This window comes from Sphingorhabdus sp. EL138 (genome assembly GCF_900258045.1).
In the GTDB taxonomy this organism is placed as follows: Bacteria; Pseudomonadota; Alphaproteobacteria; order Sphingomonadales; family Sphingomonadaceae; genus Parasphingorhabdus.
Genome location: NZ_OGVD01000004.1, coordinates 414773 through 435391, shown reverse-complemented (window position 1 = coordinate 435391; position 20619 = coordinate 414773). Strand labels below are relative to the sequence as shown.

The following is a 20619-nucleotide window of genomic DNA, read 5'->3' as shown; positions in this document are numbered from 1 at the left end:
TCAGATAGAAAAGCTGGAGCCGCAACCACAACCAGAGGCCGCGTTGGGGTTTGTCACCTGAAACGCACTACCACCCAGGGATTCAACAAAGTCCACTGCACTTCCGCGAACGAGATCAAGACTGATTTCATCGACGACCAGCGTCACACCGGATTCCTGAACGGCAACATCATCAGACTCTACTTCTTCAGCCAAGCCAAAACGATATTGAAAGCCCGAACAACCGCCACCTTCCACCGCCAGACGCAATATCGCCGGTTTCTCTTGCTTATCGGCAATAGCAGCCACACGCTTGGCCGCGTTGGGGGTCAGGATGATGTCCTGGGAAGGGGTTTGTTCTGCTGTTTGGGTCATAAGCTTAAGATAGGGATTGCATAGCCCCCTGTCAAAAGAAGCTGGGAATTAAAAAGGGCCGGCAAGCGTTTCAGCGTCACCAGCCCTCTTAGGCACCCTCTCCCAAAGGTGTATCGGAATGAAATTACTCGGCCGGACCACCAAGTGCAACGCCCGGCGTCGCCTTTTCTGCCAGCAGGAAATCATTTGATTGCATGAACGGAACCGGGTTAACCGCTTCGCCCGCGATACGCACTTCATAGTGCAGATGGCTACCGGTTGAACGGCCGGTAGAGCCCATAAAGCCGATAAGATCGCCGCTCTTTACGCGGGCATTGGCTTTGACATTCAGTCGCGACATGTGACCATAGCGTGTTTGAATTTCATTGCCGTGATTGATTTCAATATAGTTGCCATAACCGCGAACCCATTGGGAGCGGCCAACAATGCCATCGGCTGTCGCATAGATTGGCGTACCCACTGGTCCAGCCATATCAATGCCCTTATGACGGGCGCGGCGACCTTTGAAGGGATCAGACCGGAAACCAAAAGAACTGGTTAGTCTATAATTTTCAACGGGTTTGCGGGAAGGAATGGTCAGTTTGACGGGTTGCTTTTTGCCTTGACCAGACCATTTGTTAAAAAGGAGCCGAAAGGCCGGATCTGCTTCACCCAGAACATTGTCGGAGCTATCCGTTTTGCCTTTGAGGACATCAAGCGGAAGACTTGAGTCCGCATCCGCTGCCTCGGCTGCCATTGCTGTGGAAGAAAAAGTTATTGCCGATCCTAAAATCGCAACTGCTGTGACTTTTTTCACAACCCCTTGATACAAACCTACTACACTATCGGTCATAAACTGATCGAATCCTGCTACTACGAACCAAAAAACATCCCGGCTCTAAATTTTGACAGAAAGTCTGCCCCGTTCCTGTGAGCACAGAAGTAGGTTTATTTTGGTTAATTATTCAATACCAAGATAATATTCTTGGGTTAAACCGGCTGCAAGGCGCGCCGAGTCGTTGAATGGAGGCTTCAAGCCGCCTCTAAAGTGCGTTTTTACAAGATTTTTCCAGTGGCGATGAGGGTCGGTTTTTTGCCGTTCACAGCAATATTCAAACCATTTTGTTCCAAAAAAGACGTGATTTATCTCGTCGTGATAAATTCGATTTAATACTTTCGCGGTCAGCGGATCACCCTGTGTCTTGAAGCGTTCGACCGTGTCTAACGTGATATCCAAACCACGCGCTTCCAGAACCATCGGGACGATCGCAAGCCTTGCGGAAGCATCATAGGCTGTCTCTTTTGCAGTATCCCAAAGGCCGTCATGAGCCGGCAGATCACCATAAAAGCTGCCCATTTCACGCAATCGCCGGTCCAAAAGTACAAAATGCATCGCTTCTTCAGCGCCGACACGAAACCAGTCGTCAGCAAATTCATCCGGAAATTCGGCTCCAAATCGCCCGATCATGTCAAAGGCCAGATCAATCGCGACAAATTCGATATGGGCCAACGCGTGGATCAGCGCGATGCGCTTGGTTACCGACGTTCCCTTCCCGCGTCGCGGCATCTGGCCTGGCCGAAGCAGTTCAGGCCGATCGGGCCGGTTTGGGACTTCGGGCATTGGTACCTCAAAAACCGGTTCCAACCTGCCCTGCCGCCATTCTCTGGTGGCATGGCGAGCGGCCATGACCTTTGCGGCTGGGTCCGCCGTCATAAGCACGTGCCGCACAGCTTCGCCCGCCGATGACTCTATGGCTGTTGCGATGTTCAAACTCGAGATCCCTAAACGGCCTGCACCGCCGCGAGCACTTCTTCGGCATGCCCTTTGACCTTCACTTTCGGCCAGGATTGCAAAACTTTGCCATCTGGCCCGATTAGAAAGGTCGAGCGAATAATGCCCATATAAGTTTTGCCATACATTTTCTTTTCCGCCCAGACGCCTATTTTCTCAAGAAACCCGGTGCTTTCGTCAGACGCGATATCAACAGTCAGTTCCTGCTTATTGATGAAATTCTGCTGACGCTTCGGACTGTCTGCGGACATACCCAGCACTGCGGCGCCTGCTTTTTCGAATTCTGGCAACAAAGCCGAGAAGTCTTTGGACTCCGTGGTGCATCCCGGTGTGCTGGCCTTTGGATAGAAAAACAGCACCAGCTTCTTGCCGTGATAATCGGACAGTTTCACCGTGCTGCCATCAGGCGCAGTCAGGTCCATATCGGGCATCTGTTCACCAGCTTCTATCATATTATGTCTCCTAATATTTCATGAGGGTCCGGCCGCAAGTGCCGATTCCATTCTTCAATAACGCATTGCCGGGCCGCATCATACCCGTTCAAAAGGGCATCCCAGTTTTCCTGGCCCGCCGCTTTGGCGATCAGTTCTCGGCTTGTCTCCGGCGGATAGTCGCAGGTCGGTGACATTAATCGCAAAGCCACCAGCAACCGCGTCATCAGCTCATGAGCGGCAACCATGTTTTCGTTCAAATGTCCGCCAACGACCAACCCGCGAGCGGCCAATCCCAATTGCGGATGCAGGGCCTCTCCGGTTTTGAGCTGAAGGAAGTGAATGATAAATTCCCAGTCCACCAGACCACCCTCCATCAGCTTGGTATCCAGCGGCCCTTTCGGCGGTTTATGTTCGACAATGTCCAGTCGCATTTTTCGCACCGCCTTGCGCAGCGTTTCCGGCTCTCGCTCTTTCTGTAAAATGGTTTCGATCTGGTCCTGCAACTGATCGCAGGCCGCTGCGCTACCATAGACAGGGCGCGCTCTTGTTAGCGCCATATGCTCCCAAGTCCAGGCGCTTTCCTGCTGATATTTATAGAAACTTTCGACTGTCACAGCCATTGGGCCTTGCGTTCCGGAGGGCCTTAGGCGTGTGTCCACTTCATAAAGCGGTCCCGCTGCTGTGGGCACGGATAGCGCCGCGACGATACGCTGCGCGAGCCGGTTGAAATATTGCGTGCCACCCAGGGGCCGCCGACCGCCGGACTCTGCGCTGTGGTCTCCCGTAAACAGGAAAATCAGGTCCAGGTCGGAGGCATGAGTCAATGCTTCCCCACCCAACCGACCAAGCGCAAGTATCAGTATTTCGCTGCCTTCAATCTTGCCATGAGCTTCTTCAAATTCCGATATGGTAGCGTCGGTCAGCACCCGGATCGCGGCTTCTGCAACACGGGCATAGCCAGCAGCAATCGCCAGCGGATCGTGACGGGATTCGATAAGCTGGGTACCCAGAGCAAAGCGCTTCTCCCCCACCCGCGCCCGCACCCTGTCGAGCAGCATCTGATAGTCATCACCGTCTTCGCGACGGGCAAATTGCTCTGCCAGCTCATCAACAGACGGCGGCAGATCTAAGGCGGTTGTATCGATCAATCCTTCAAACAATTCGGTTCTGCGGGACAATTCGTCAGCCAGAACCGGCGCATGACTCAAAATACGGCTGAGCATTTCCCGAAGCCCCGGGCGGGCCTCCAGCATACGAAAGAAGTTGATTGCGGTCGGCAATTTGTCAATCAGGCTGTCCAGTCGAATGAGAGCCTGCTGCGGGTCCGGCGATCCGGCAATAACCTCAATCATATCCGGCAATACGGCTTCGAAAGACTCCACAGCCGCGGGGCTTCTCAGCGCCGTGACTTTGCCACTGCGCCACCGCTTGATTTTATCGGCGAAAATACCGGTTTGTGCGACACCTCTTTTTTCCAGCGCCGCCACCAAAGCCTGATCGGCTTGCGGCAACACATCGCTGTCGTCGGAATCGATCAATTCATCATAAATCGCGCCAACCGCCTCGACAGATGGTTCCAGCAGTGCCAACAGATCAATGCCCTGATCCAATCCATGAAGCTTCGCCACTCGGTCCATCCCAGCCTCATCATCAGGTAGGCTATGGGTTTGCTGGTCATTGACCATCTGCAGGCGATGTTCGATGACGCGATACAGTTCGTAGGATTCAGACAATGTCGAGCCCTTGTCTGCTTTGATCCTTCCAGCATCCGCCAATGCGCTTAACGCCTCTCGCGTTGCTGGCACCCGCAGTTCCGGTTCGCGTCCGCCAAAAATAAGTTGGTGCATTTGCGCGTAAAACTCGGCTTCCCGGATACCACCGCGCCCGCGCTTCAGATCATAGCCGAGCCCGAATTTTTGACCAGCTGCATAATGGTCGCGAATTTGCACCGAAACCGCGCCAATATTCCGAATAGCACCATAGTCCAGCGAACGCCGCCAAATAAACGGGTTGATTGTCTCCAGAAAATAACGACCCAAGTCCGCGTCACCGGCCGCAAATCGCGAGCGAATAAACGCCGCCTGCTCCCAAGCAAGCGCGCTGGACTCATAGTAGCTGATCGCGGCTTCAACGGGCAATGCGACTGGACTGACTTCCGGCGATGGGCGCAACCGCATGTCGACGCGGAAAACATAGCCATCGGCATCCCGGGTATTCAGCGCATCGACCAATTGCTGACCAATCCGGCGCGCGGCATCACTTGGTTCTTCGCGGCCACGCGTGGGGATTTTTTCCGGATCGTAGATAAAAATCGGATCGATATCGGATGAATAGTTCAGTTCCCGGCTGCCATGCTTTCCCAGACCAATGACAGCAAAACCAGCGGCGTCGGCATCCGGATAGCGAGTAGCATAGATATCCGCTAACGCCTCATCCAGTGATCGGTCAGCAAAATCCGAAAGTTGCGTGACCACATCCGTCAAACTTAACTGTCCCGCCAAATCACCAATTGCCAAGGTCAGTGCCAGCGCCCGCTTCTCCCGCCTTAGCTTCTGGCGAACATTTTCAGCACCGGTGCCCGCCTCCTTTACAAATGCAAAGGCGGCATTCAAATCCTCTCCATCCAGCAATGCCGTAAGTTCGGGTTGAACCTCCATAGCCATGCACAGATAGGGCGCATGGTCCTGCGCACGCTTCATGGCTTCTTTCAGGCTGGTGGGTTCAGGCAGGCCTTTGATCATTGCCGAAGATATTTCCCCCGGAAGTTGCTGGCAAAGGCCGCAAAAGCGCCACCTGCAATAGCCTCTCGCATTCCGGCCATAAGCGACTGGTAAAAAGCAATATTATGCTCGGTCATCAGCATGGCGCCCAATATCTCCTTGGACCGGATCAAGTGATGTAGATAGGCGCGGCTGTAAGTCTGGCAAACCGAGCAGGTGCAGTCTGTATCCAATGGTTTCAGATCCTCGGCAAATTTTGCGTTGCGAATATTGATCGGCCCGCTGGCCGTGAACGCCTGCCCGTTGCGGCCAGACCGGCTGGGCAGCACACAATCGAACATATCCACTCCGCGCTCCACTGCGCCGACGAGATCATCCGGTTTGCCGACACCCATAAGGTAGCGCGGTTTATCTTCGGGTAGTTGGCCCGGCGCGTAATCGAGAACATCGAACATCGCCTCCTGCCCCTCTCCTACGGCCAGTCCGCCAATGGCATAGCCATCGAAGCCGATCTCGATGAGGGCCTGGGCTGAAGCCGCACGGATATCCTTGTCGAGAGATCCTTGCTGGATTCCGAAAAGCGCTGCCTTTGCTGCATGATCCTGGCCGCTGTCAAAGCCATTGCGGGATCGTTTGGCCCAGCGCATGGAACGCTCCATAGACAACATGGCTTCCTCTCGGGTCGCGCCATTTTTGGTGCATTCGTCAAACGCCATGACGATGTCGCTGCCAAGCAGCCGCTGAATCTCCATCGACCGCTCCGGTGTAAGCATATGGCGGGATCCATCCAGATGACTCTGGAACTCCACGCCATCTTCGCTCATCTTCGTAAGATCAGAGAGACTCATCACCTGATAGCCGCCACTGTCGGTCAGAATGGGCCGTTCCCAATTCATAAATTTATGCAGACCACCGAGCTTTGCCACTCTCTCTGCACCCGGTCGCAACATCAGATGATAGGTGTTTCCCAAGATGATATCCGCGCCGGTGGCACGAACCGTATCGGGTTTCATAGCCTTGACCGTGGCCGCCGTACCGACCGGCATAAACGCCGGTGTGCGGATATCTCCGCGTTGCATCGTAATTTTTCCGGTACGCGCCTTTCCATCCGTGGCGTCGATCGAAAAAGAAAAACGGTCGGCCATTAAAATCATCCTAATCAGCGAACTAAGGTTCGAAAAAACAAAGAATTTTGCGTTTTTTGCCTTATGGTGTAACCAAAGGGCCGTTCTGTACGAATCCCTCAATAACTGTGCAGGATGGTAGCAGTTTTTCAAAGACCAAAATCGGGAGTATTTTATGACGAAGACAAAGAAATTAGGTTCAGCGGCAACTGCGCTGATCGCAGCTGCAGCTCTTTCCGCCTGTTCCGGCGGTGCCGGCGAAGCAACAGAAGGCGCCGAAGCAGCAGGTGAAGAAGTCACCGAAGTTGCGGCCGCTGAAAAAGAAAAATGTTTCGGTATCGCCAAAGCCGGCGAAAATGATTGTGCCGCTGGCGAAGGTACAAGCTGTGCCGGTACATCGGTTGTTGATTATCAGGGCAATGCCTGGAAATATACAGAAGCAGGCGAATGTGAGCCCCAAGGCGGTTCGCTGACCGAAGTGGCCGACAATGATCCGCCAGTGCCGGTAGCTGCTGAGGGTTAAGCTTTTAGCATATCAGATTTTGAAAGGGCGGTTCCTTTGGGGCCGCCCTTTTTCTTTCAGCACCGCTATTCGCGCTTGACTATAATGAAGCAGACACTGAGGGTCGGCTTCATGAAAAAAATCTCAATCCGCCTTACCTGGGCACTATTTGCTGCCTCCATTCTTCCTGCCCAAGTGTCCGCACGGGAGGCCGAACCGGAGACTTCCTCTTTTCCTAATATGCCGCCATCTTCTCAACTCCCTTCACAAGTATCTGGCTCGGAAACAGATCAAACTGAGCAAGTAACCGCACCAGAGAAACGAGATGTCAGTGTTCTGAGGCGCATTATGAGCACGGACCCCAAAACCATAGTCATAGAAGCAAAGCATCGGGATGACCTGCGAAGCTGCGAGGCGACCGAAGGTGAAGCGATGATGATTGCGCTCTATAATTGCTGGCCGTTACTTGAAGGTTTTCAGACCTATAGAGAAGCGAAGGAAATTGCCCGTGATCACCGACGATCTCGACGCGCTTTGATGCGGGAGAAACCAGAATATCGCGGCTCCAAGGAATATCAGGCTAGTCTGGAAGCGGAATATGATGACGCAATACAATCTGCGAAAAAGATAGAAGCGCTTGCTGGAAAAAGGGAATATCCAATGCAGGACATGCTCCTGTTTCTTGCCAATCTGATCCAGTCGTCTATCGCCAAAAAGCGGGATGATTATGACACCGCGCTCGCCAGTGTTGACAGTTCGATCATGCTATTTGAGACGACCAAGATTACTGAACCAGATTTTGCAAACCTAGAAGCACTGAAAAGAGAACGAACACGGCTGCTGGACAGGAAAGCCGAGGCGAGTAGGTAACTAACTCTTATCTGGCAGCAGCAGGCTTGAGTCCCCGTAACTATAAAATCGGTACCCTTGCGCAATCGCGTGGGCATAAGCCGCTTGCATAGTCTCAAGCCCCATCAGCGCACTGACCAGCATGAACAGAGTTGATTTTGGCAAATGGAAATTGGTCATCAGGCCATCAATGGCGCGAAACTTATAGCCGGGCGTGATAAAAATGTCGGTGTCCCCGGCAAAAGGCTGAATGATGCCATCCTCTCCGGTCGCGCTCTCCAACAAGCGCAAGCTGGTCGTTCCGACGGCAATTACGCGGCCACCATTCTGCCGCGCCTGATTGAGACGATCGGCCACGTCAGAATCGATCCGACCCCATTCACTGTGCATCCGATGATCATCAGTTTCGTCCACTTTCACCGGAAGAAACGTTCCTGCGCCAACATGTAAAGTAAGTGTTTCTTGACCCACACCAACCTCGCTCAAGGCTTTCATCAAACCGTCGGTAAAGTGCAGCGCAGCCGTTGGTGCCGCGACGGCTCCTTTTTCACGGGCAAACATTGTCTGATAATCTTCCGCATCGCGTTCATCGATGTCACGTTTACTCGCAATATAAGGCGGCAGCGGCATGCTCCCTGCTCTTCCCAGCAGAAGCTCGACAGGTTCGTCACCAAGAAAGTGGAGCAGGAAACTCCCGTCGTCATATTTTTCTTCGGCCCGCGCCAGAACGTTCTGGCCAAAGTCTATGACATCATCAATCTTCAGTCTTTTGGCGTTACGAATAAAAGCCTGCCAACGCCTCAGGTCGACGCGCTTATGCAATGTCGCACCTATCTTCGCCTCGCCGCGACGCCCCTCCAGCTGAGCCGGGATTACTTTGGTATCGTTGAAAACCAATATGTCGTTTTTTGACAGCAGATTTGGTAGTTCGGAGACGAGATGATCGGACAATTGCTCTGGCCCGCAAGCGCGCAACAGACGAGCGCTGTCTCTTGGCACGGCGGGTCTTAACGCGATATTTTCCTGCGGAAGCGCAAAATCAAAAAGATCAACGCGCATAGAGAAAGCCTAGGGGTTAATCGGCGCGTTCAGGTCGTCGATCGTGATCTCTTTTTCAGCTATTGGCGCAAAAGACCTAGGCGCTGGCGGTGCTTTGCCGTCAGCCGCAATTGAAGCCTGCAAAATCCTGCTCGGGCTCGCTGGTGGCTCGCCGCGATTGATCGCATCGACATATTGCATGCCGGCAGAGACCCGGCCGAAAACCGTGTATTTTTTGTCCAAAGCAAATCGCGGATAAAATACAATGAAAAATTGGCTATTCGCACTGTCTTCACTCTCGGCCCGAGCCATGGATACTACGCCTCTCAAATGGGGAAATGCGTGGAATTCAGCTTCTAGGTCAGGCAGCTCTGACCCCCCTGTACCGGTACCGGTAGGGTCTCCGGTTTGAGCCATGAAGCCTTCAATGACTCTGTGGAAAATAATCCCATCATAAAAACCCTGCCGCGTGAGCGTCTTGATCCGTTCTACATGGTTGGGGGCCATGGCTGGATATAGCTGTATTGTGACCCGTCCGCCGGTGGACAAGTCCAAATGTAGGATATTTTCCTCTGCCGGCACAGACGCCGGAGCCGGTTCAGCGGGCACCGCTTGTTCCTGTGCCGCTGCGCCAGTACTGATCATGGCGGCAGCAAAAAGGGAAACAATATATTTGCTTAGCATATTAAACTACTCACCTATTCTTTGGTCATTTCGGCGGTGCTTATCTGCCCGCCCAATCATAATATTGCTGCCTATTGGACGAGATATGCTTTCGCCGCAATGAACTGCTTGTCAAAATCCGATTTTCATCTTTCCATTGCCCGCTTATTGTTCGCCCTTCAAGCCAGTTTCTGCCACTCGGGCGACTACTTCTTCACAGACTTTGGGCGATACAAATTTATGAATTTCGCCGCCATAAACAGCGATTTCCTTCACCAGACGAGATGCAATTGGCTGCAAGGAGACATCGGCCATCAGAAATACCGTTTCAATCTGATCATTCAGTTGCTGGTTCATGCCGGCCATTTGATATTCATATTCAAAGTCGGCAACGGCCCGCAACCCGCGTACGATCACGCTGGCACCCTGCTTTTGGGCAAACTTCATCAGCAATGCATTAAACGCGACCACCTCCACCGCATCACCCAAGTCAGCTGTTTCGCGGCGAACCATTTCCAGCCGTTCTTCGAGCGAAAACATGGGGGATTTAGAAGGATTGGTTGTCACACCAATTACCAATTTGTCTACCAGTCGCGTCCCGCGCTGAATGATATCCATGTGCCCAAGTGTGACCGGGTCAAAAGTCCCAGGATAAACACCAACTCTCATATTACCTTCCCCCTTGGTTCACTGGTACCGCGACTAGCGGTCCCGCTGCACCGTAAATTCTGCGATGGCACGAAGCAAATTGGCTTCCTCACCATGGCCGTTTAAATGCGACTTGGCTTGATTGACCAGCATTTGCGCCTGGTCCCTTGCACGATCCAGTCCCATCAGACTCAAAAAAGTCTGTTTGCCAGCTTTTTCGTCTTTATGCAGCGCTTTTCCAGCAACCGCTTCGTCACCCTCAACATCCAGAATGTCATCGGCAATCTGGAAAGCGAGACCAAGATCATGAGCATAGCCTCGCAATCCCGTCCGCCCTTCAACCGGGACGCGGCCCAATATGGCACCAATCTCGACACAGGCACTTATAAGTGCACCTGTTTTCAACTGCTGCAATCGCGTGACAGTCGGCAAATCAAATGTCGTGGTTTCAGCGACAAGATCCATCATCTGTCCTCCCGCCATGCCTGATGGTCCGGCCGCTTTGGCCAGACAAGCTACCATCTCGGCCCGAACAAACGGATCGCTATGGGTAGCGTCATCCGCCAGCAATTCAAATGCCAGCGCATGAAGCGCGTCCCCTGCCAGAACAGCCTGCGCTTCGCCAAACGCCTTGTGCGCAGTCGGCTTCCCGCGCCGCAAATCGTCATCGTCCATGCAGGGCAAGTCATCATGTATCAGCGAATAGACATGTAATGCTTCCAATGCTGTCGCAGCCCGCAAGGCGCAAGTTTCATCGACATTGAACAGGCGCGATGTTGCCACAACCAATAACGGCCGCAGTCTTTTACCGCCGCCTATCGCAGCATGGCGCATTGTTTCAAAAAGCTGTGCGCGCGCATCATCCGGCACCATCAGCAGCAGATCAAACTGTTTATCGACCGCTGCTGCTACACGGTTCATTTCCTGCTGCAGGTCCAGATTGTTATTGGCAGGCACCTTCAGTCTTCGTCAAAGGCAGTGACGCCTTTAACCTTGCCATCACGGTCGAGGGTGATTTTCTCGATTTTTGCTTGGGCGTCTTCCAAACGTTTCTGGCAAAGTGTGCGAAGCTTTTCGCCCTGTTCATAAAGTGCGATAGACTGATCCAGCGGTACATCGCCGCTCTCCAGTTTTCTGACAATATCTTCCAGACGCCTGAGTGCATCTTCAAAATTCAAATCTGCTGTGTCGTCCGACATGTTTTGGGCACTTTCATTCATGGCCATTCCAATGACGGTGCTTTGGGTTTCGGTCAAGGCCTCGAAAGCTCAAATTCGTCAGTTTCGATATTCTGATCCCAATCTGGCTATTTTTCAGCATGAAGTTTACGGTCTCCTAAAACAGGGGAGAACATTATGTTTATCGGGCACTACGCACCGGCAATGATCGCCGCAACCCATCCAAAGGCACCAGGCCTCGGTACATTGTTTGTTGCGGGGCAACTTGTCGATTTCGGCTTTTTCGGACTAGCGATTTTCGGCATCGAAAACTTCCGGATCACGCCTGGGATGACGGTTATGAACCCGTTGGATCTATACGATATGCCCTATACACACAGCTTGATTGGCAGCGGTGTTTGGGCTTTGGGCTTTGCATTATTCATCTGGCTGATCACCCGCAACAAAACCGGAGCCATCATCGGCGGCCTTGTGGTCTTGTCCCACTGGCTGCTCGATCTACTGGTACATGCGCCGGATCTCACATTGGCAGGATCACCGCCCAATCTGGGTTTCGGACTTTGGAACTATCCGGCCATCGCCATGCCGCTTGAGCTAATACTCGCCTTTGGTGCTCTTGCATTTTATGTATTTCGAACACGATCAACTGCTCCACTGTCTAAACTGGCCTTAGTACTTCTGGCCATATTGCTGCTCGCTTTTCAGTTATTTAACTGGTTTGCTCCCGAACCGGAAGCCGCTGACCAAACAATGATGATAACCGCATTGATCGCTTTCGCCGTCGCATCGGTTGCCGCGGCATTTGTAAGCAGGACACGGACACTGAAACACGCCTAGGAATTAAAGTCCACAAACAGGAAGCACTATGACCCAATTTGTCATCGCCTATATTATCGCAGCCGTCATTTTCGGCATCCTCGATTTCCTGTGGCTCAGCAATATGGCGAATAGTCTGTATCGCCCAGTGATCGGCGAAATCATGGCAGACGAGTTTCGCAAAGCGCCAGCACTAGCCTTCTATCTGATCTATCTGTTCGGGATCATATGGTTTGGCGTCAAACCCGCACTTGCAAATGGCCAATGGACTACTGCATTGCTTAACGGCGCCCTATTCGGTGGCATTGCCTATGCGACTTATGATTTGACCAGTCAGGCAGTGCTTAAGGTGTGGTCGACCAAAATCACCCTCTATGACATCGCATGGGGCACGTTCGCGACAGGTGTGACAGCTGCGCTAACCGCTTATCTGGTGATAAGGTTCGTGAAAGCCTAAGGCCGGATGTTGTCCCCAATATGCTGGCGTCCAGAAACTAGCTATTTATCAGTGCTTCCCTCACCAGAATCGTAGTTGATCTGCAAATTTAGCAATATCGCTTTGACTGGTGGCAACAGGATCAGACAAACGAGCGAACACAGCACGATGCCTATGATGAAAGCCAATATCTTCGCAAATATGGTATCGGCCGACTGAACCATCACCAAAATTATCGGTGCAAAAACAATCATCGTGAAAAAACCTACGAAGAAGGCGGGGCCATCAGCCGTATCGGCTACAGTTAAATCCTGGCGGCAGTTTGGGCAATTGTCATGAAATTTCAGATAGCCTCTGAAAAGCTTTCCCTGTCCGCAATGCCCGCATTTCAGCTTCATACCTGATTTTATCAAGGCAATCACTTCGTCTTCCATGCTCTGTTCCTACCCATCTGTTCGCGGTCAGCCGGTCTGATCACCATCTCTTTGATCAATTTTTCAGCAGTGAATTGGCTCGGCCGGTAGGGGGCGGAAGGCCGAGCCGTTCACTGCAACCCGGAAGGTTACTGCGAAGATCATGACAATCATTTGCTGCATTATGGTCAGATCACTTCATCGCCCGTCAGATAGGGCTTTTCTTACACGGAATAAATGGACTTTATGGAATATTATTGTTGACAATAATTCATTAATGGCGACAGCTGTCAACCATGTACCCGATAAACGAAATGTCAGTTTTTACCGAAGTCGTGCAGTCAGGCAGCTTCATTGAAGCGGGCCGCAGACTTGGACTGACTTCATCCGGCGTCAGTAAAAAAATAAGCCGGTTTGAGGACCGGCTCGGCGTCCGGCTGTTTAACCGGACAACACGTACCTTATCACTCACCGAAGCTGGAAACGCCTTGTTTGAGCGATGCGAGAATATTCTGACTGCCATCGAAGATGCCGAAGACACGGCACGGAATATGAGCACGGTGCCAAAAGGTGTATTGCGCGTCGCTGCCTCCGATGCGCTTTCGTTGCAAGTCCTGGTGCCATTTCTCAAGACATTCTCGCGGGATTATCCGGAAGTTTCGGTTATGCTGCTACAAGGCGATGGCGGGATTAATCTGTTGAACGAAAGAGTTGATGTTGCGTTGCTATTTGAACGCCCTGTGGAAACCTCGTTCATCGCACGCAAACTGATTGATGATCCTTGGGTAGTTTGTGCTTCACCGGAGTATCTTGAACAGTACGAAACTCCAGTCACACCGCTTGACCTTCTCGACCACCGATGCCTGACAATCCACGCCAAAGGTCAAACAAACGATCAATGGACGTTTGATGGTGGCGATGAAGCACAAACTGTCCGCGTCAACAGCATTTTTTCCGGCATTGGCCTCACAGTAAAAGCCGCTGCATTACAAAGTATGGGGATCGCTCGCCTGGCGCACTTTCTGGTTTACTCCGAAATAGCGACGGGAAAGCTGCAACCCATTCTTACAGACAGGACGAAAAACGAAGATCGGGCGATTTATGCCGTTTACCCAAACCGGCAACACCTTCCCTTTAAGACCCGTGTCTTTGTTGATGCCTTGCATCAGTATATCAATAGGAATTTGATGGCCCCATAGTGGCTATCACTGGTCGGTAGTTTTACCAATATCCTGCATCCTGGCGGGAAGCAGCGATAATATTTCCTGCTGACGGTCTGCGGTGGCGGATGCCCATTCCCCGATTTCTGACAAGGTGCGGCCGCAACCCACGCAAAGGCCGCTCGGCGCATCTATCGCGCAGATTTTTTTGCAAGGGGATTCCATGCGGGATTCTTCAGCATGTTCGCGTCGCTCTGACAAGCTGGTTTTCCCCTAAAAACCTCGACTCGGCGTCAAGATCACGTTGCCAACTGCTCATCAATTTGCATCAAACGCTCTTTACCAAAATACATCTCACCATCAATGTACATGGTCGGAATGCCGAATGCACCTCGCCCGACAACATTTTCGACATTGTCCATCAATTCCTGTTTGACTGCCGGATCCTGTGTCTTTGCGAAAAGCGCCTCCGCATCAAAACCGCCTTCTGCAAGGATTTTACCAAGCACTTCTGTATCCGTAACATCCAACTGCTCTTCCCAAATTGCAGGCAGCAATGTTTCGATAAAGGTTGCGCGCTTCTCTGGTTCCAGCGCGACAAGCATCCTCTGCAAACTTATGGTGTTGAATGGGAAATGCGAGTTCATCTGAAATTTGGTCATGCCATGTTTGGCGATGAAGCGGTTCATTTCCAGCATCGCGTAGGCGTTCTTGCCCTTTACTTCCGCGTCACGGATAAAAGGTGGCGCATTGCCGGTTAGCTTGTGCATTCCACCGAGAAATGCCGGCAGCACCTCAATTTTTGCACCATGTTTCTCGGCCAATGCCTTTAGCGGGTGCCAGATCAGATAGGCATTGGGGCTTACAAAATCGAAAACAAGTTCAATCGTCTTGGTCATCTGGGTTTCCTTATCATTGTGCCTGTGCGCGAGAACGGCGTCATCACCATTTTTCAGCCCACGGCCGAACGTCCATTTCAAAAGTCCAGGCGCTGCGTGGTTGCTCGTGCAACATCACATAATTCTGTGCCAGATCATCCGGATTGACGACGCCGTCATTGGCTTTGCGCTCCTCATAATCCGGCAGCATGCCCTTGATCCAATCGGTGTCCACGGCCGCGTCAATCACGACATGGGCGACATGAATATTTTGCGGGCCCATTTCGCGGGCAAGGCTTTGCACCATATTGCGGAGCGCACCCTTCGCGCTGGCAAAGGCGCCAAATCCCGCCGCCCCGCGCATACTGGCGGTTGCGCCGGTAAAGATGATCGAACCATGGCCACGTTTGGTCATGACGCGCGCTGCTTCACGTCCTGAAAGGAAACTGGCAAAGGTTGCCATTTCCCAGATTTTCAGAAACTTCTGCGCGCTGGTGTCGAGGATTGTCATCGGCACATTGGCGCCGACGTTAAACACCACGCAATCCAGCGGGCCGATATTGGCTTCGATATCGGCGAACAAGGCCTCCACCTGATCTTCCTTGCGAGCATCACAGGAAAAACCATGAGCCTGCTTACCGGCGCTGCGGAGTTCCTCGACAAGCGGATCAAGCTTCTCGCCACCGCGCCGTGCGCCGCAAACGGTATAATCCTTGTCGGCGAAAGCGCGCATGATCGCGCTACCAATGGCATCACCAGCACCGATAACCAAAACCACTTTTCCCATAACTTGCTCCAGCCATCGACCTATTTCAGTTTCATTATGAAACCATGTTCACGCATTAAATGCAATGGGTTCTGCAAAACTGATAATTCGCACTAGGCGGAATCGGGACGGCTCGTTAAAGGGTTTTCATGACACAGACATCCTCGCGCACCGCTGAAAAAATTACACCAGAAATTGTCGCTGAACATGGCCTCAATGAGGAGGAATATCAGCGCATATTAAACGCGCTTGGCCGCGAGCCGAATATCACCGAGCTTGGAATATTCTCGGTCATGTGGTCCGAGCATTGTTCCTACAAAAGCTCGCGCCTGCATTTGAAGAAACTGCCCACGACAGGCCCTCAGGTGATTTGCGGTCCGGGTGAAAATGCGGGCGTAATCGACATTGGCGACGGCCAGGCCGCGATCTTTAAAATGGAGAGCCATAACCACCCGTCCTACATTGAGCCCTATCAAGGTGCGGCAACTGGCGTAGGCGGAATCTTGCGCGACGTCTTCACCATGGGCGCGCGTCCTGTGGCCAATTTGAACGCGTTACGATTCGGACGGCCAGAACATCCGAAGATGAAGCATCTCGTCAAAGGCGTGGTTGCTGGTATTGGCGGTTATGGCAATTGTGTTGGTGTCCCAACCGTCGGTGGTGAAACCAATTTCCACGAAGCCTATGACGGCAATATCATTGTCAATGCGATGACCGTCGGTGTGGCTGATGCGGACAAGATTTTCTATTCAGCCGCTAGCGGTGTTGGCAACCCGATTGTTTATGTCGGATCGAAAACCGGCCGCGACGGTATTCATGGTGCGACCATGGCCAGTGCCGAATTTGACGACGATAGCGATGAGAAGCGCCCTACCGTTCAGGTCGGCGATCCATTTACGGAGAAGCTGCTGATCGAGGCCTGTCTTGAATTGATGGCAAGCGATGCAATTGTCGCGATTCAGGATATGGGCGCAGCTGGTCTCACTAGCTCGAGCGTAGAAATGGCGACCAATGGCGAGGTCGGCATCATTCTCGACATGGACAAGGTGCCGTGCCGCGAGACAGAGATGACCGCTTACGAAATGATGCTGTCCGAAAGCCAGGAACGCATGCTGATGGTCCTGAAACCCGGCCGTGAGGAAATGGCCGAGGCGATCTTTACCAAATGGGAACTGGACTTTGCCGTGATTGGCGAAGTGACCGACACCCGCCGCATGGTGTTGACCCACAAAGGCGAAACCGTGTGCGATATTCCGCTTGGCCCGCTCGCCGATGATGCTCCGCTTTATGACCGGCCGCATCTGACCCAGGAAGAATATAAGGCACATGTCGCCACCAAACCGCTGGGTGATATTCCTGAAAGCACCGATATTGGTGCGGACCTGCTCAAGATGATGGCAAGCCCCGCCCTCGCCTCGCGCCGCTGGATCTGGGAGCAATATGACAGTCAGGTTGGCGCTGACACCGCACAGCGTTCGGGCGGCGATGCCGCTGTCGTCCGTGTGCATGGCACCAACAAGGGCCTCGCCATCACCACCGACTGCACGCCGCGCTATTGCAAGGCCGATCCCGTCGAAGGCGGCAAACAAGCCATCGCCGAAGCCTATCGCAACCTGACCGCTGTCGGAGCCAAACCGCTCGCGACCACCGATTGCATGAATTTCGGCAACCCTGAAAAGCCGCATATCATGGCGCAATTTGTCGGCTGTATCGAAGGCATGGCCGAAGCCTGCGAAGCGTTGGATATGCCAATCGTGTCCGGCAATGTGAGTCTGTATAACGAGACCACCGGTGCCGATGGTGTGAGCCATGCGATTTTGCCGACGCCTGCTATTGGCGCGGTGGGGTTGATTGATGATCTCGATACAATGATGACTATTGGGTTTAAGAATGATGGCGATTACATCGCTACAATTGGTTTCCACTATGAGGAGCTGGGCCAATCGCTCTGGATGCGAGAAATTCATGGTAGCGAAGACGGAGCTCCGCCAACGGTCGATTTGAAAGATGAAAGCCTGACGGGCCGTACGGTCAGGCAGTTGATCAAGGATGGTAAAGTGACGGCTGTTCATGATGTCAGCGACGGTGGACTTGCCGTCGCGCTAGCCGAGATGGCGCTAGCAGGCAATTTGGGTGCGGAAGTCCAAGATATGACCAGCGCTTTTGCCTTTAGTGAGGCGCAAGGCCGCTACATTGTGACCTATCGCAACGAGGATGATCTAGATCCAGAAAAAGTGCCATTCACCAAAATCGGTAGGGTGAAAGGCGATGCGCTTGTCTTGAACGGACAGGCTGTTCCTGTCGCCAACCTCCGCGAAGCCAGCGACAGTTTCTTCCGCGACTGGATGAAAGACTAGCCGCTCAAGCATTCAAGCCGACGCTATCCAGAAATGGCGACGAAAACGCATCGCGCTCTGCCGCGTCGGGCAACAGCAAATTGCGCACCTGATTCCAGCGATCCACGCTGCCGCCATAGCCGCGCCGCACGCGCGCCTTGGTAAGGTCGTGCATCTTCCCCCAATGCTGGGTGAACGGCATCCCTGCCGCCTCCAGCCGCTGACCGGCCAGCGTAATCAGCTTGCGCGTCGCAGGCGTGTCGATGCCGTCAATATCAATTACGCAGCATGGATCATAGCGCGTGAATGCCATCATACCGGGCGACTTTTGCGCATAGCGACATGTGAACACTACAGGCGCGCTTTTGTGGACCAGAAACGCCTGACGCATAATTTCAAGCGCGGTTGTTACCTGCGCAATCGGCACAGCAAAACCGGAACTCGCAATCCCCTCTCGCGCACTGGTGAAACTATAGGTTTCGCCGGGCAGTCGCCATTCATGCGGCCGGTCGGAACGCACCTTCAACTCTGCCTGGATCAGCAAGCTCGTGGCCGTATTGCGCAGGTCCGGGAACATCTTGATCGCCGATGCAATCAGGCGCGGTAGATCGGTTCCCGGTTCTGCTTCGGATTTCAGGTTATAATCCGGTCGGTATCCCGGCGGACACAATTCTTTGTAGCGCACCGTCGTATACCCAATGTCCATTTTGTTGGGATCAAGGATTACCTGGAAAAAATAAGGCCTACGGGTCTGGTCCGGCAAACCTGACCCCCTGAAATCCAGCATGTTCAGCGCGCCTTGCAGTTGGCCATAGGGAATATGGAGCAGCGACGAGTTGAGCAGATAGCGTCCTGTAGAACGCAGCATCACGCTATGGACAATACCAAGAGCACCGAGGCTGACAATCGCAGCATCAAATTTGGCATCATCCCGGACCAGTGTAGCGCCAAGCTTGCCCGCGAAGTTTGCCGTCATCACGGGTGCTCTGGCCGGTTCGATCCAAAGATTCTGGTTGGCCGTCAAAATCTGGATACCAGCAACCTCGCTCTCCATCGCGCCCACGTCAATCGCCGAACCATGGACGCCAGTTCCGATCGCACCGGCAATGGTCTGACCGTTGCTCGCCCCCGATGTCCGCAGCGCACGACGACGCGTTTTGGTTTCTAGCCGCTCGTTAATCTTGGAAATATTGGTCCCGCACTGCACCAGGTACAGGTCATCGACCGACGTGGCGCTGTTCACATCGACATCATTCGATCCAACCTTGAATGTCCAGTCGAGATTGGCAGTTTCCACTACCCAACCGTCCTTGACGGCCGGTATATCAGAGAAGGACCAGCGGGATCCGCAAGCTCGTATTTGCACTCCAGCCTGCAAGGCGTCAGCGATAATCCCCTGCAACCGCGCTGCCGTTGCCCGCATTCCCGACATGGAGGCACGGGTTGGGTTTTCATTATGCACTCTCAACCGCTTGGCAATCGGTACCTTGATATTGAAGTGATGGTTCACCCATTCAATATTATTGTTCACCTGGATTTGATTGGGGGACATCATGTTTCTCCCGTCCGGCTGAATGTCGCGGACTATTCGTCGGTACTACCTTCATCTGAAGGCACTTTGGCACAGTAATATTCGATGGTAGCGGGTTGATAGAAACCCAAAGTCAGCACCGTGATCAACGATTGCCCGAAGTTTGTCTTTACCCGCACCTCATCGATCAGGTTGGTCTGACAATCGGCAACGTTGCGTGGCTGGCCCCGGGGAAGCAGATAGGCCTTGCTGTTCACTATCGCATGTTCACCGTCAGGGTTCGGGCGCTGCACAACGAGCCGGTGTTCGGCGCAACTCGACAGCAGCACAGCGCCGATCAAAATGGATAAAAACCGTATCTCCATGATCTTGTCCCCTCTCACAACCGGCGGCCCGTCGTTGAACGCAAAGGTTTGAAAAATCGGACGACCCGGATTGTTTATCGCTTAAACACCGCCCGATCACAATGGGGGATTTATAACATCTGATCGGCGGCAAAAACTGATAATTCGCAATATGCCAGAGCAAAAGAGCACCTAAGAGCAATGTGGGTAATCACATCAACAACAGGACAGTGATATGACTGAGCTACACTGGACAGAGATCGGCAAGAATGCACTGACGCTGATTCGCGACTTGTGTGTTTTGGGAATATTGGTTTTTTTCCTGTTCTTCCCAATCGAATTTGGAGAACAATTGGGAAAGACAAATATTGGCCGCTTTAGCGCATTCGGGATTGAGGTTGAATTACAAGCCAAAGAGGTTCGCGATCAGGCCGAGGCCGCCAAAACAGAAGTTGCCGCCGCACAAGAGGCGATCGACCAGACGCTTTCTGATCTGAGAACATGGTCCCGAACCAATCCGCAAATCAGGTCACGCGCCAATCAGCTGGAAGAAAAAGTCATGCAGTCATCAGAAAGACTGAACAAAGCGGAGATGGAGATAGGAAGCTCCGTCAAAGGCTACGACATATTGGTCAAAAAAATTGAAGCCGCACAATAG

The 20619-nt window shown here is 52.8% G+C and carries 24 protein-coding genes and 1 pseudogene; 8 read left to right on the top strand and 17 right to left on the bottom strand.

Annotated elements, in window-relative coordinates; genetic code table 11:
- The 6 genes from erpA to tgt all read right to left on the bottom strand — a co-directional run bounded on the left by erpA (nt 1) and on the right by tgt (nt 6424).
- On the bottom strand, nt 1–354 hold the full coding sequence (erpA, locus tag DK507_RS11990; RefSeq protein ID WP_109356608.1) for an iron-sulfur cluster insertion protein ErpA: 354 nt from the start codon (nt 352–354) through the stop codon (nt 1–3).
- 124 nt (nt 355–478) lie between these two features.
- The gene (locus DK507_RS11985) at nt 479–1186 is read right to left on the bottom strand and encodes a M23 family metallopeptidase (protein WP_254054365.1); all 708 of its coding nucleotides are present in this window, start codon (nt 1184–1186) and stop codon (nt 479–481) included.
- 108 nt (nt 1187–1294) lie between these two features.
- On the bottom strand, nt 1295–2104 hold the full coding sequence (locus DK507_RS11980; RefSeq protein WP_254054364.1) for a ferritin-like domain-containing protein: 810 nt from the start codon (nt 2102–2104) through the stop codon (nt 1295–1297).
- 11 nt (nt 2105–2115) lie between these two features.
- Nucleotides 2116–2577 carry a peroxiredoxin gene (locus tag DK507_RS11975; RefSeq protein WP_109356606.1) on the bottom strand — a complete coding sequence of 154 codons (462 nt, stop codon included), beginning with the start codon at nt 2575–2577 and terminating at the stop codon, nt 2116–2118.
- Nucleotides 2574–5300, bottom strand: a complete 2727-nt coding sequence (gene glnE / locus DK507_RS11970) for a bifunctional [glutamate--ammonia ligase]-adenylyl-L-tyrosine phosphorylase/[glutamate--ammonia-ligase] adenylyltransferase (RefSeq protein WP_109356605.1) — start codon at nt 5298–5300, stop codon at nt 2574–2576. The genes DK507_RS11975 and glnE overlap by 4 nt, the downstream gene beginning before the upstream one ends.
- Nucleotides 5297–6424 carry a tRNA guanosine(34) transglycosylase Tgt gene (tgt, locus tag DK507_RS11965; RefSeq protein WP_109356604.1) on the bottom strand — a complete coding sequence of 376 codons (1128 nt, stop codon included), beginning with the start codon at nt 6422–6424 and terminating at the stop codon, nt 5297–5299. Before tgt ends, glnE begins: the two co-directional genes overlap by 4 nt.
- 154 nt (nt 6425–6578) lie before the next feature.
- On the opposite strand from tgt, the gene DK507_RS11960 reads away from it, so the two are divergent.
- Nucleotides 6579–6926 carry a DUF2282 domain-containing protein gene (locus DK507_RS11960; RefSeq protein WP_109356603.1) on the top strand — a complete coding sequence of 116 codons (348 nt, stop codon included), beginning with the start codon at nt 6579–6581 and terminating at the stop codon, nt 6924–6926.
- A gap of 327 nt (nt 6927–7253) precedes the next feature.
- Nucleotides 7254–7775 (top strand): hypothetical protein, encoded by a 522-nt coding sequence (locus tag DK507_RS11955; protein WP_109356602.1) that lies wholly within the window; start codon nt 7254–7256, stop codon nt 7773–7775.
- Here DK507_RS11955 and queA read toward each other — a convergent pair whose 3' ends face one another.
- The 5 genes from queA to DK507_RS11930 form a co-directional block, all read right to left on the bottom strand.
- Entirely contained in the window at nt 7776–8813 is a 1038-nt protein-coding gene (gene queA, locus DK507_RS11950) for a tRNA preQ1(34) S-adenosylmethionine ribosyltransferase-isomerase QueA (RefSeq protein WP_109356601.1), read from the bottom strand. It lies immediately after the preceding gene.
- 9 nt (nt 8814–8822) lie between these two features.
- Nucleotides 8823–9476, bottom strand: a complete 654-nt coding sequence (locus DK507_RS11945) for a peptidylprolyl isomerase (protein WP_109356600.1) — start codon at nt 9474–9476, stop codon at nt 8823–8825.
- Between the two features lie 144 nt (nt 9477–9620).
- A complete protein-coding gene (gene coaD, locus DK507_RS11940) occupies nt 9621–10124 on the bottom strand; it encodes a pantetheine-phosphate adenylyltransferase (RefSeq protein WP_109356599.1) in 504 nt (167 codons plus the stop codon).
- Nucleotides 10125–10157: 33 nt separating this feature from the next.
- Complete coding sequence (locus DK507_RS11935; protein WP_109357654.1) at nt 10158–11024, bottom strand: polyprenyl synthetase family protein; 867 nt, start codon at nt 11022–11024, stop codon at nt 10158–10160.
- A gap of 38 nt (nt 11025–11062) precedes the next feature.
- Nucleotides 11063–11323, bottom strand: a complete 261-nt coding sequence (locus DK507_RS11930) for an exodeoxyribonuclease VII small subunit (RefSeq protein ID WP_254054363.1) — start codon at nt 11321–11323, stop codon at nt 11063–11065.
- A gap of 135 nt (nt 11324–11458) precedes the next feature.
- Here DK507_RS11930 and DK507_RS11925 point away from each other — a divergent pair, with 135 nt between their 5' ends.
- Both DK507_RS11925 and DK507_RS11920 read left to right on the top strand, forming a co-directional pair.
- Nucleotides 11459–12118, top strand: coding sequence for a hypothetical protein (locus DK507_RS11925; RefSeq protein ID WP_109356598.1), 660 nt, complete (start codon nt 11459–11461; stop codon nt 12116–12118).
- A 28-nt stretch (nt 12119–12146) separates the two neighbouring features.
- On the top strand, nt 12147–12554 hold the full coding sequence (locus DK507_RS11920; protein WP_109356597.1) for a DUF2177 family protein: 408 nt from the start codon (nt 12147–12149) through the stop codon (nt 12552–12554).
- A 41-nt stretch (nt 12555–12595) separates the two neighbouring features.
- Here DK507_RS11920 and DK507_RS11915 read toward each other — a convergent pair whose 3' ends face one another.
- On the bottom strand, nt 12596–12967 hold the full coding sequence (locus tag DK507_RS11915; RefSeq protein WP_109356596.1) for a DUF983 domain-containing protein: 372 nt from the start codon (nt 12965–12967) through the stop codon (nt 12596–12598).
- A gap of 275 nt (nt 12968–13242) precedes the next feature.
- Between DK507_RS11915 and DK507_RS18235 the strand changes: the two are divergent.
- Together DK507_RS18235 and DK507_RS11910 are read left to right on the top strand one after the other, a co-directional pair.
- A pseudogene (locus DK507_RS18235) lies at nt 13243–13416 on the top strand (LysR family transcriptional regulator); the annotation flags it as partial.
- Between the two features lie 18 nt (nt 13417–13434).
- Nucleotides 13435–14145, top strand: coding sequence for a substrate binding domain-containing protein (locus tag DK507_RS11910; protein ID WP_254054362.1), 711 nt, complete (start codon nt 13435–13437; stop codon nt 14143–14145).
- Nucleotides 14146–14151: 6 nt separating this feature from the next.
- On the opposite strand, the gene DK507_RS11905 is transcribed toward DK507_RS11910, so the two are convergent.
- The 3 genes from DK507_RS11905 to DK507_RS11895 are packed head-to-tail and all read right to left on the bottom strand — an operon-like array spanning nt 14152 to nt 15771.
- Complete coding sequence (locus DK507_RS11905) at nt 14152–14367, bottom strand: DUF1289 domain-containing protein (RefSeq protein ID WP_216822385.1); 216 nt, start codon at nt 14365–14367, stop codon at nt 14152–14154.
- A 38-nt stretch (nt 14368–14405) separates the two neighbouring features.
- Complete coding sequence (locus DK507_RS11900; RefSeq protein WP_109356594.1) at nt 14406–15005, bottom strand: 2-hydroxychromene-2-carboxylate isomerase; 600 nt, start codon at nt 15003–15005, stop codon at nt 14406–14408.
- A gap of 43 nt (nt 15006–15048) precedes the next feature.
- Nucleotides 15049–15771: an SDR family NAD(P)-dependent oxidoreductase gene (locus tag DK507_RS11895; RefSeq protein WP_109356593.1), complete on the bottom strand. Its 723-nt coding sequence runs from the start codon at nt 15769–15771 to the stop codon at nt 15049–15051.
- Between the two features lie 128 nt (nt 15772–15899).
- Here DK507_RS11895 and purL point away from each other — a divergent pair, with 128 nt between their 5' ends.
- Complete coding sequence (gene purL, locus DK507_RS11890; RefSeq protein ID WP_109356592.1) at nt 15900–18107, top strand: phosphoribosylformylglycinamidine synthase subunit PurL; 2208 nt, start codon at nt 15900–15902, stop codon at nt 18105–18107.
- A gap of 4 nt (nt 18108–18111) precedes the next feature.
- Here purL and DK507_RS11885 read toward each other — a convergent pair whose 3' ends face one another.
- Together DK507_RS11885 and DK507_RS11880 are read right to left on the bottom strand one after the other, a co-directional pair.
- Nucleotides 18112–19641, bottom strand: coding sequence for an FAD-binding protein (locus DK507_RS11885; RefSeq protein ID WP_109356591.1), 1530 nt, complete (start codon nt 19639–19641; stop codon nt 18112–18114).
- 29 nt (nt 19642–19670) lie between these two features.
- Nucleotides 19671–19982 carry a hypothetical protein gene (locus DK507_RS11880; RefSeq protein ID WP_109356590.1) on the bottom strand — a complete coding sequence of 104 codons (312 nt, stop codon included), beginning with the start codon at nt 19980–19982 and terminating at the stop codon, nt 19671–19673.
- A 214-nt stretch (nt 19983–20196) separates the two neighbouring features.
- Between DK507_RS11880 and DK507_RS11875 the strand changes: the two genes are divergently transcribed.
- Entirely contained in the window at nt 20197–20619 is a 423-nt protein-coding gene (locus tag DK507_RS11875; protein WP_109356589.1) for a hypothetical protein, read from the top strand.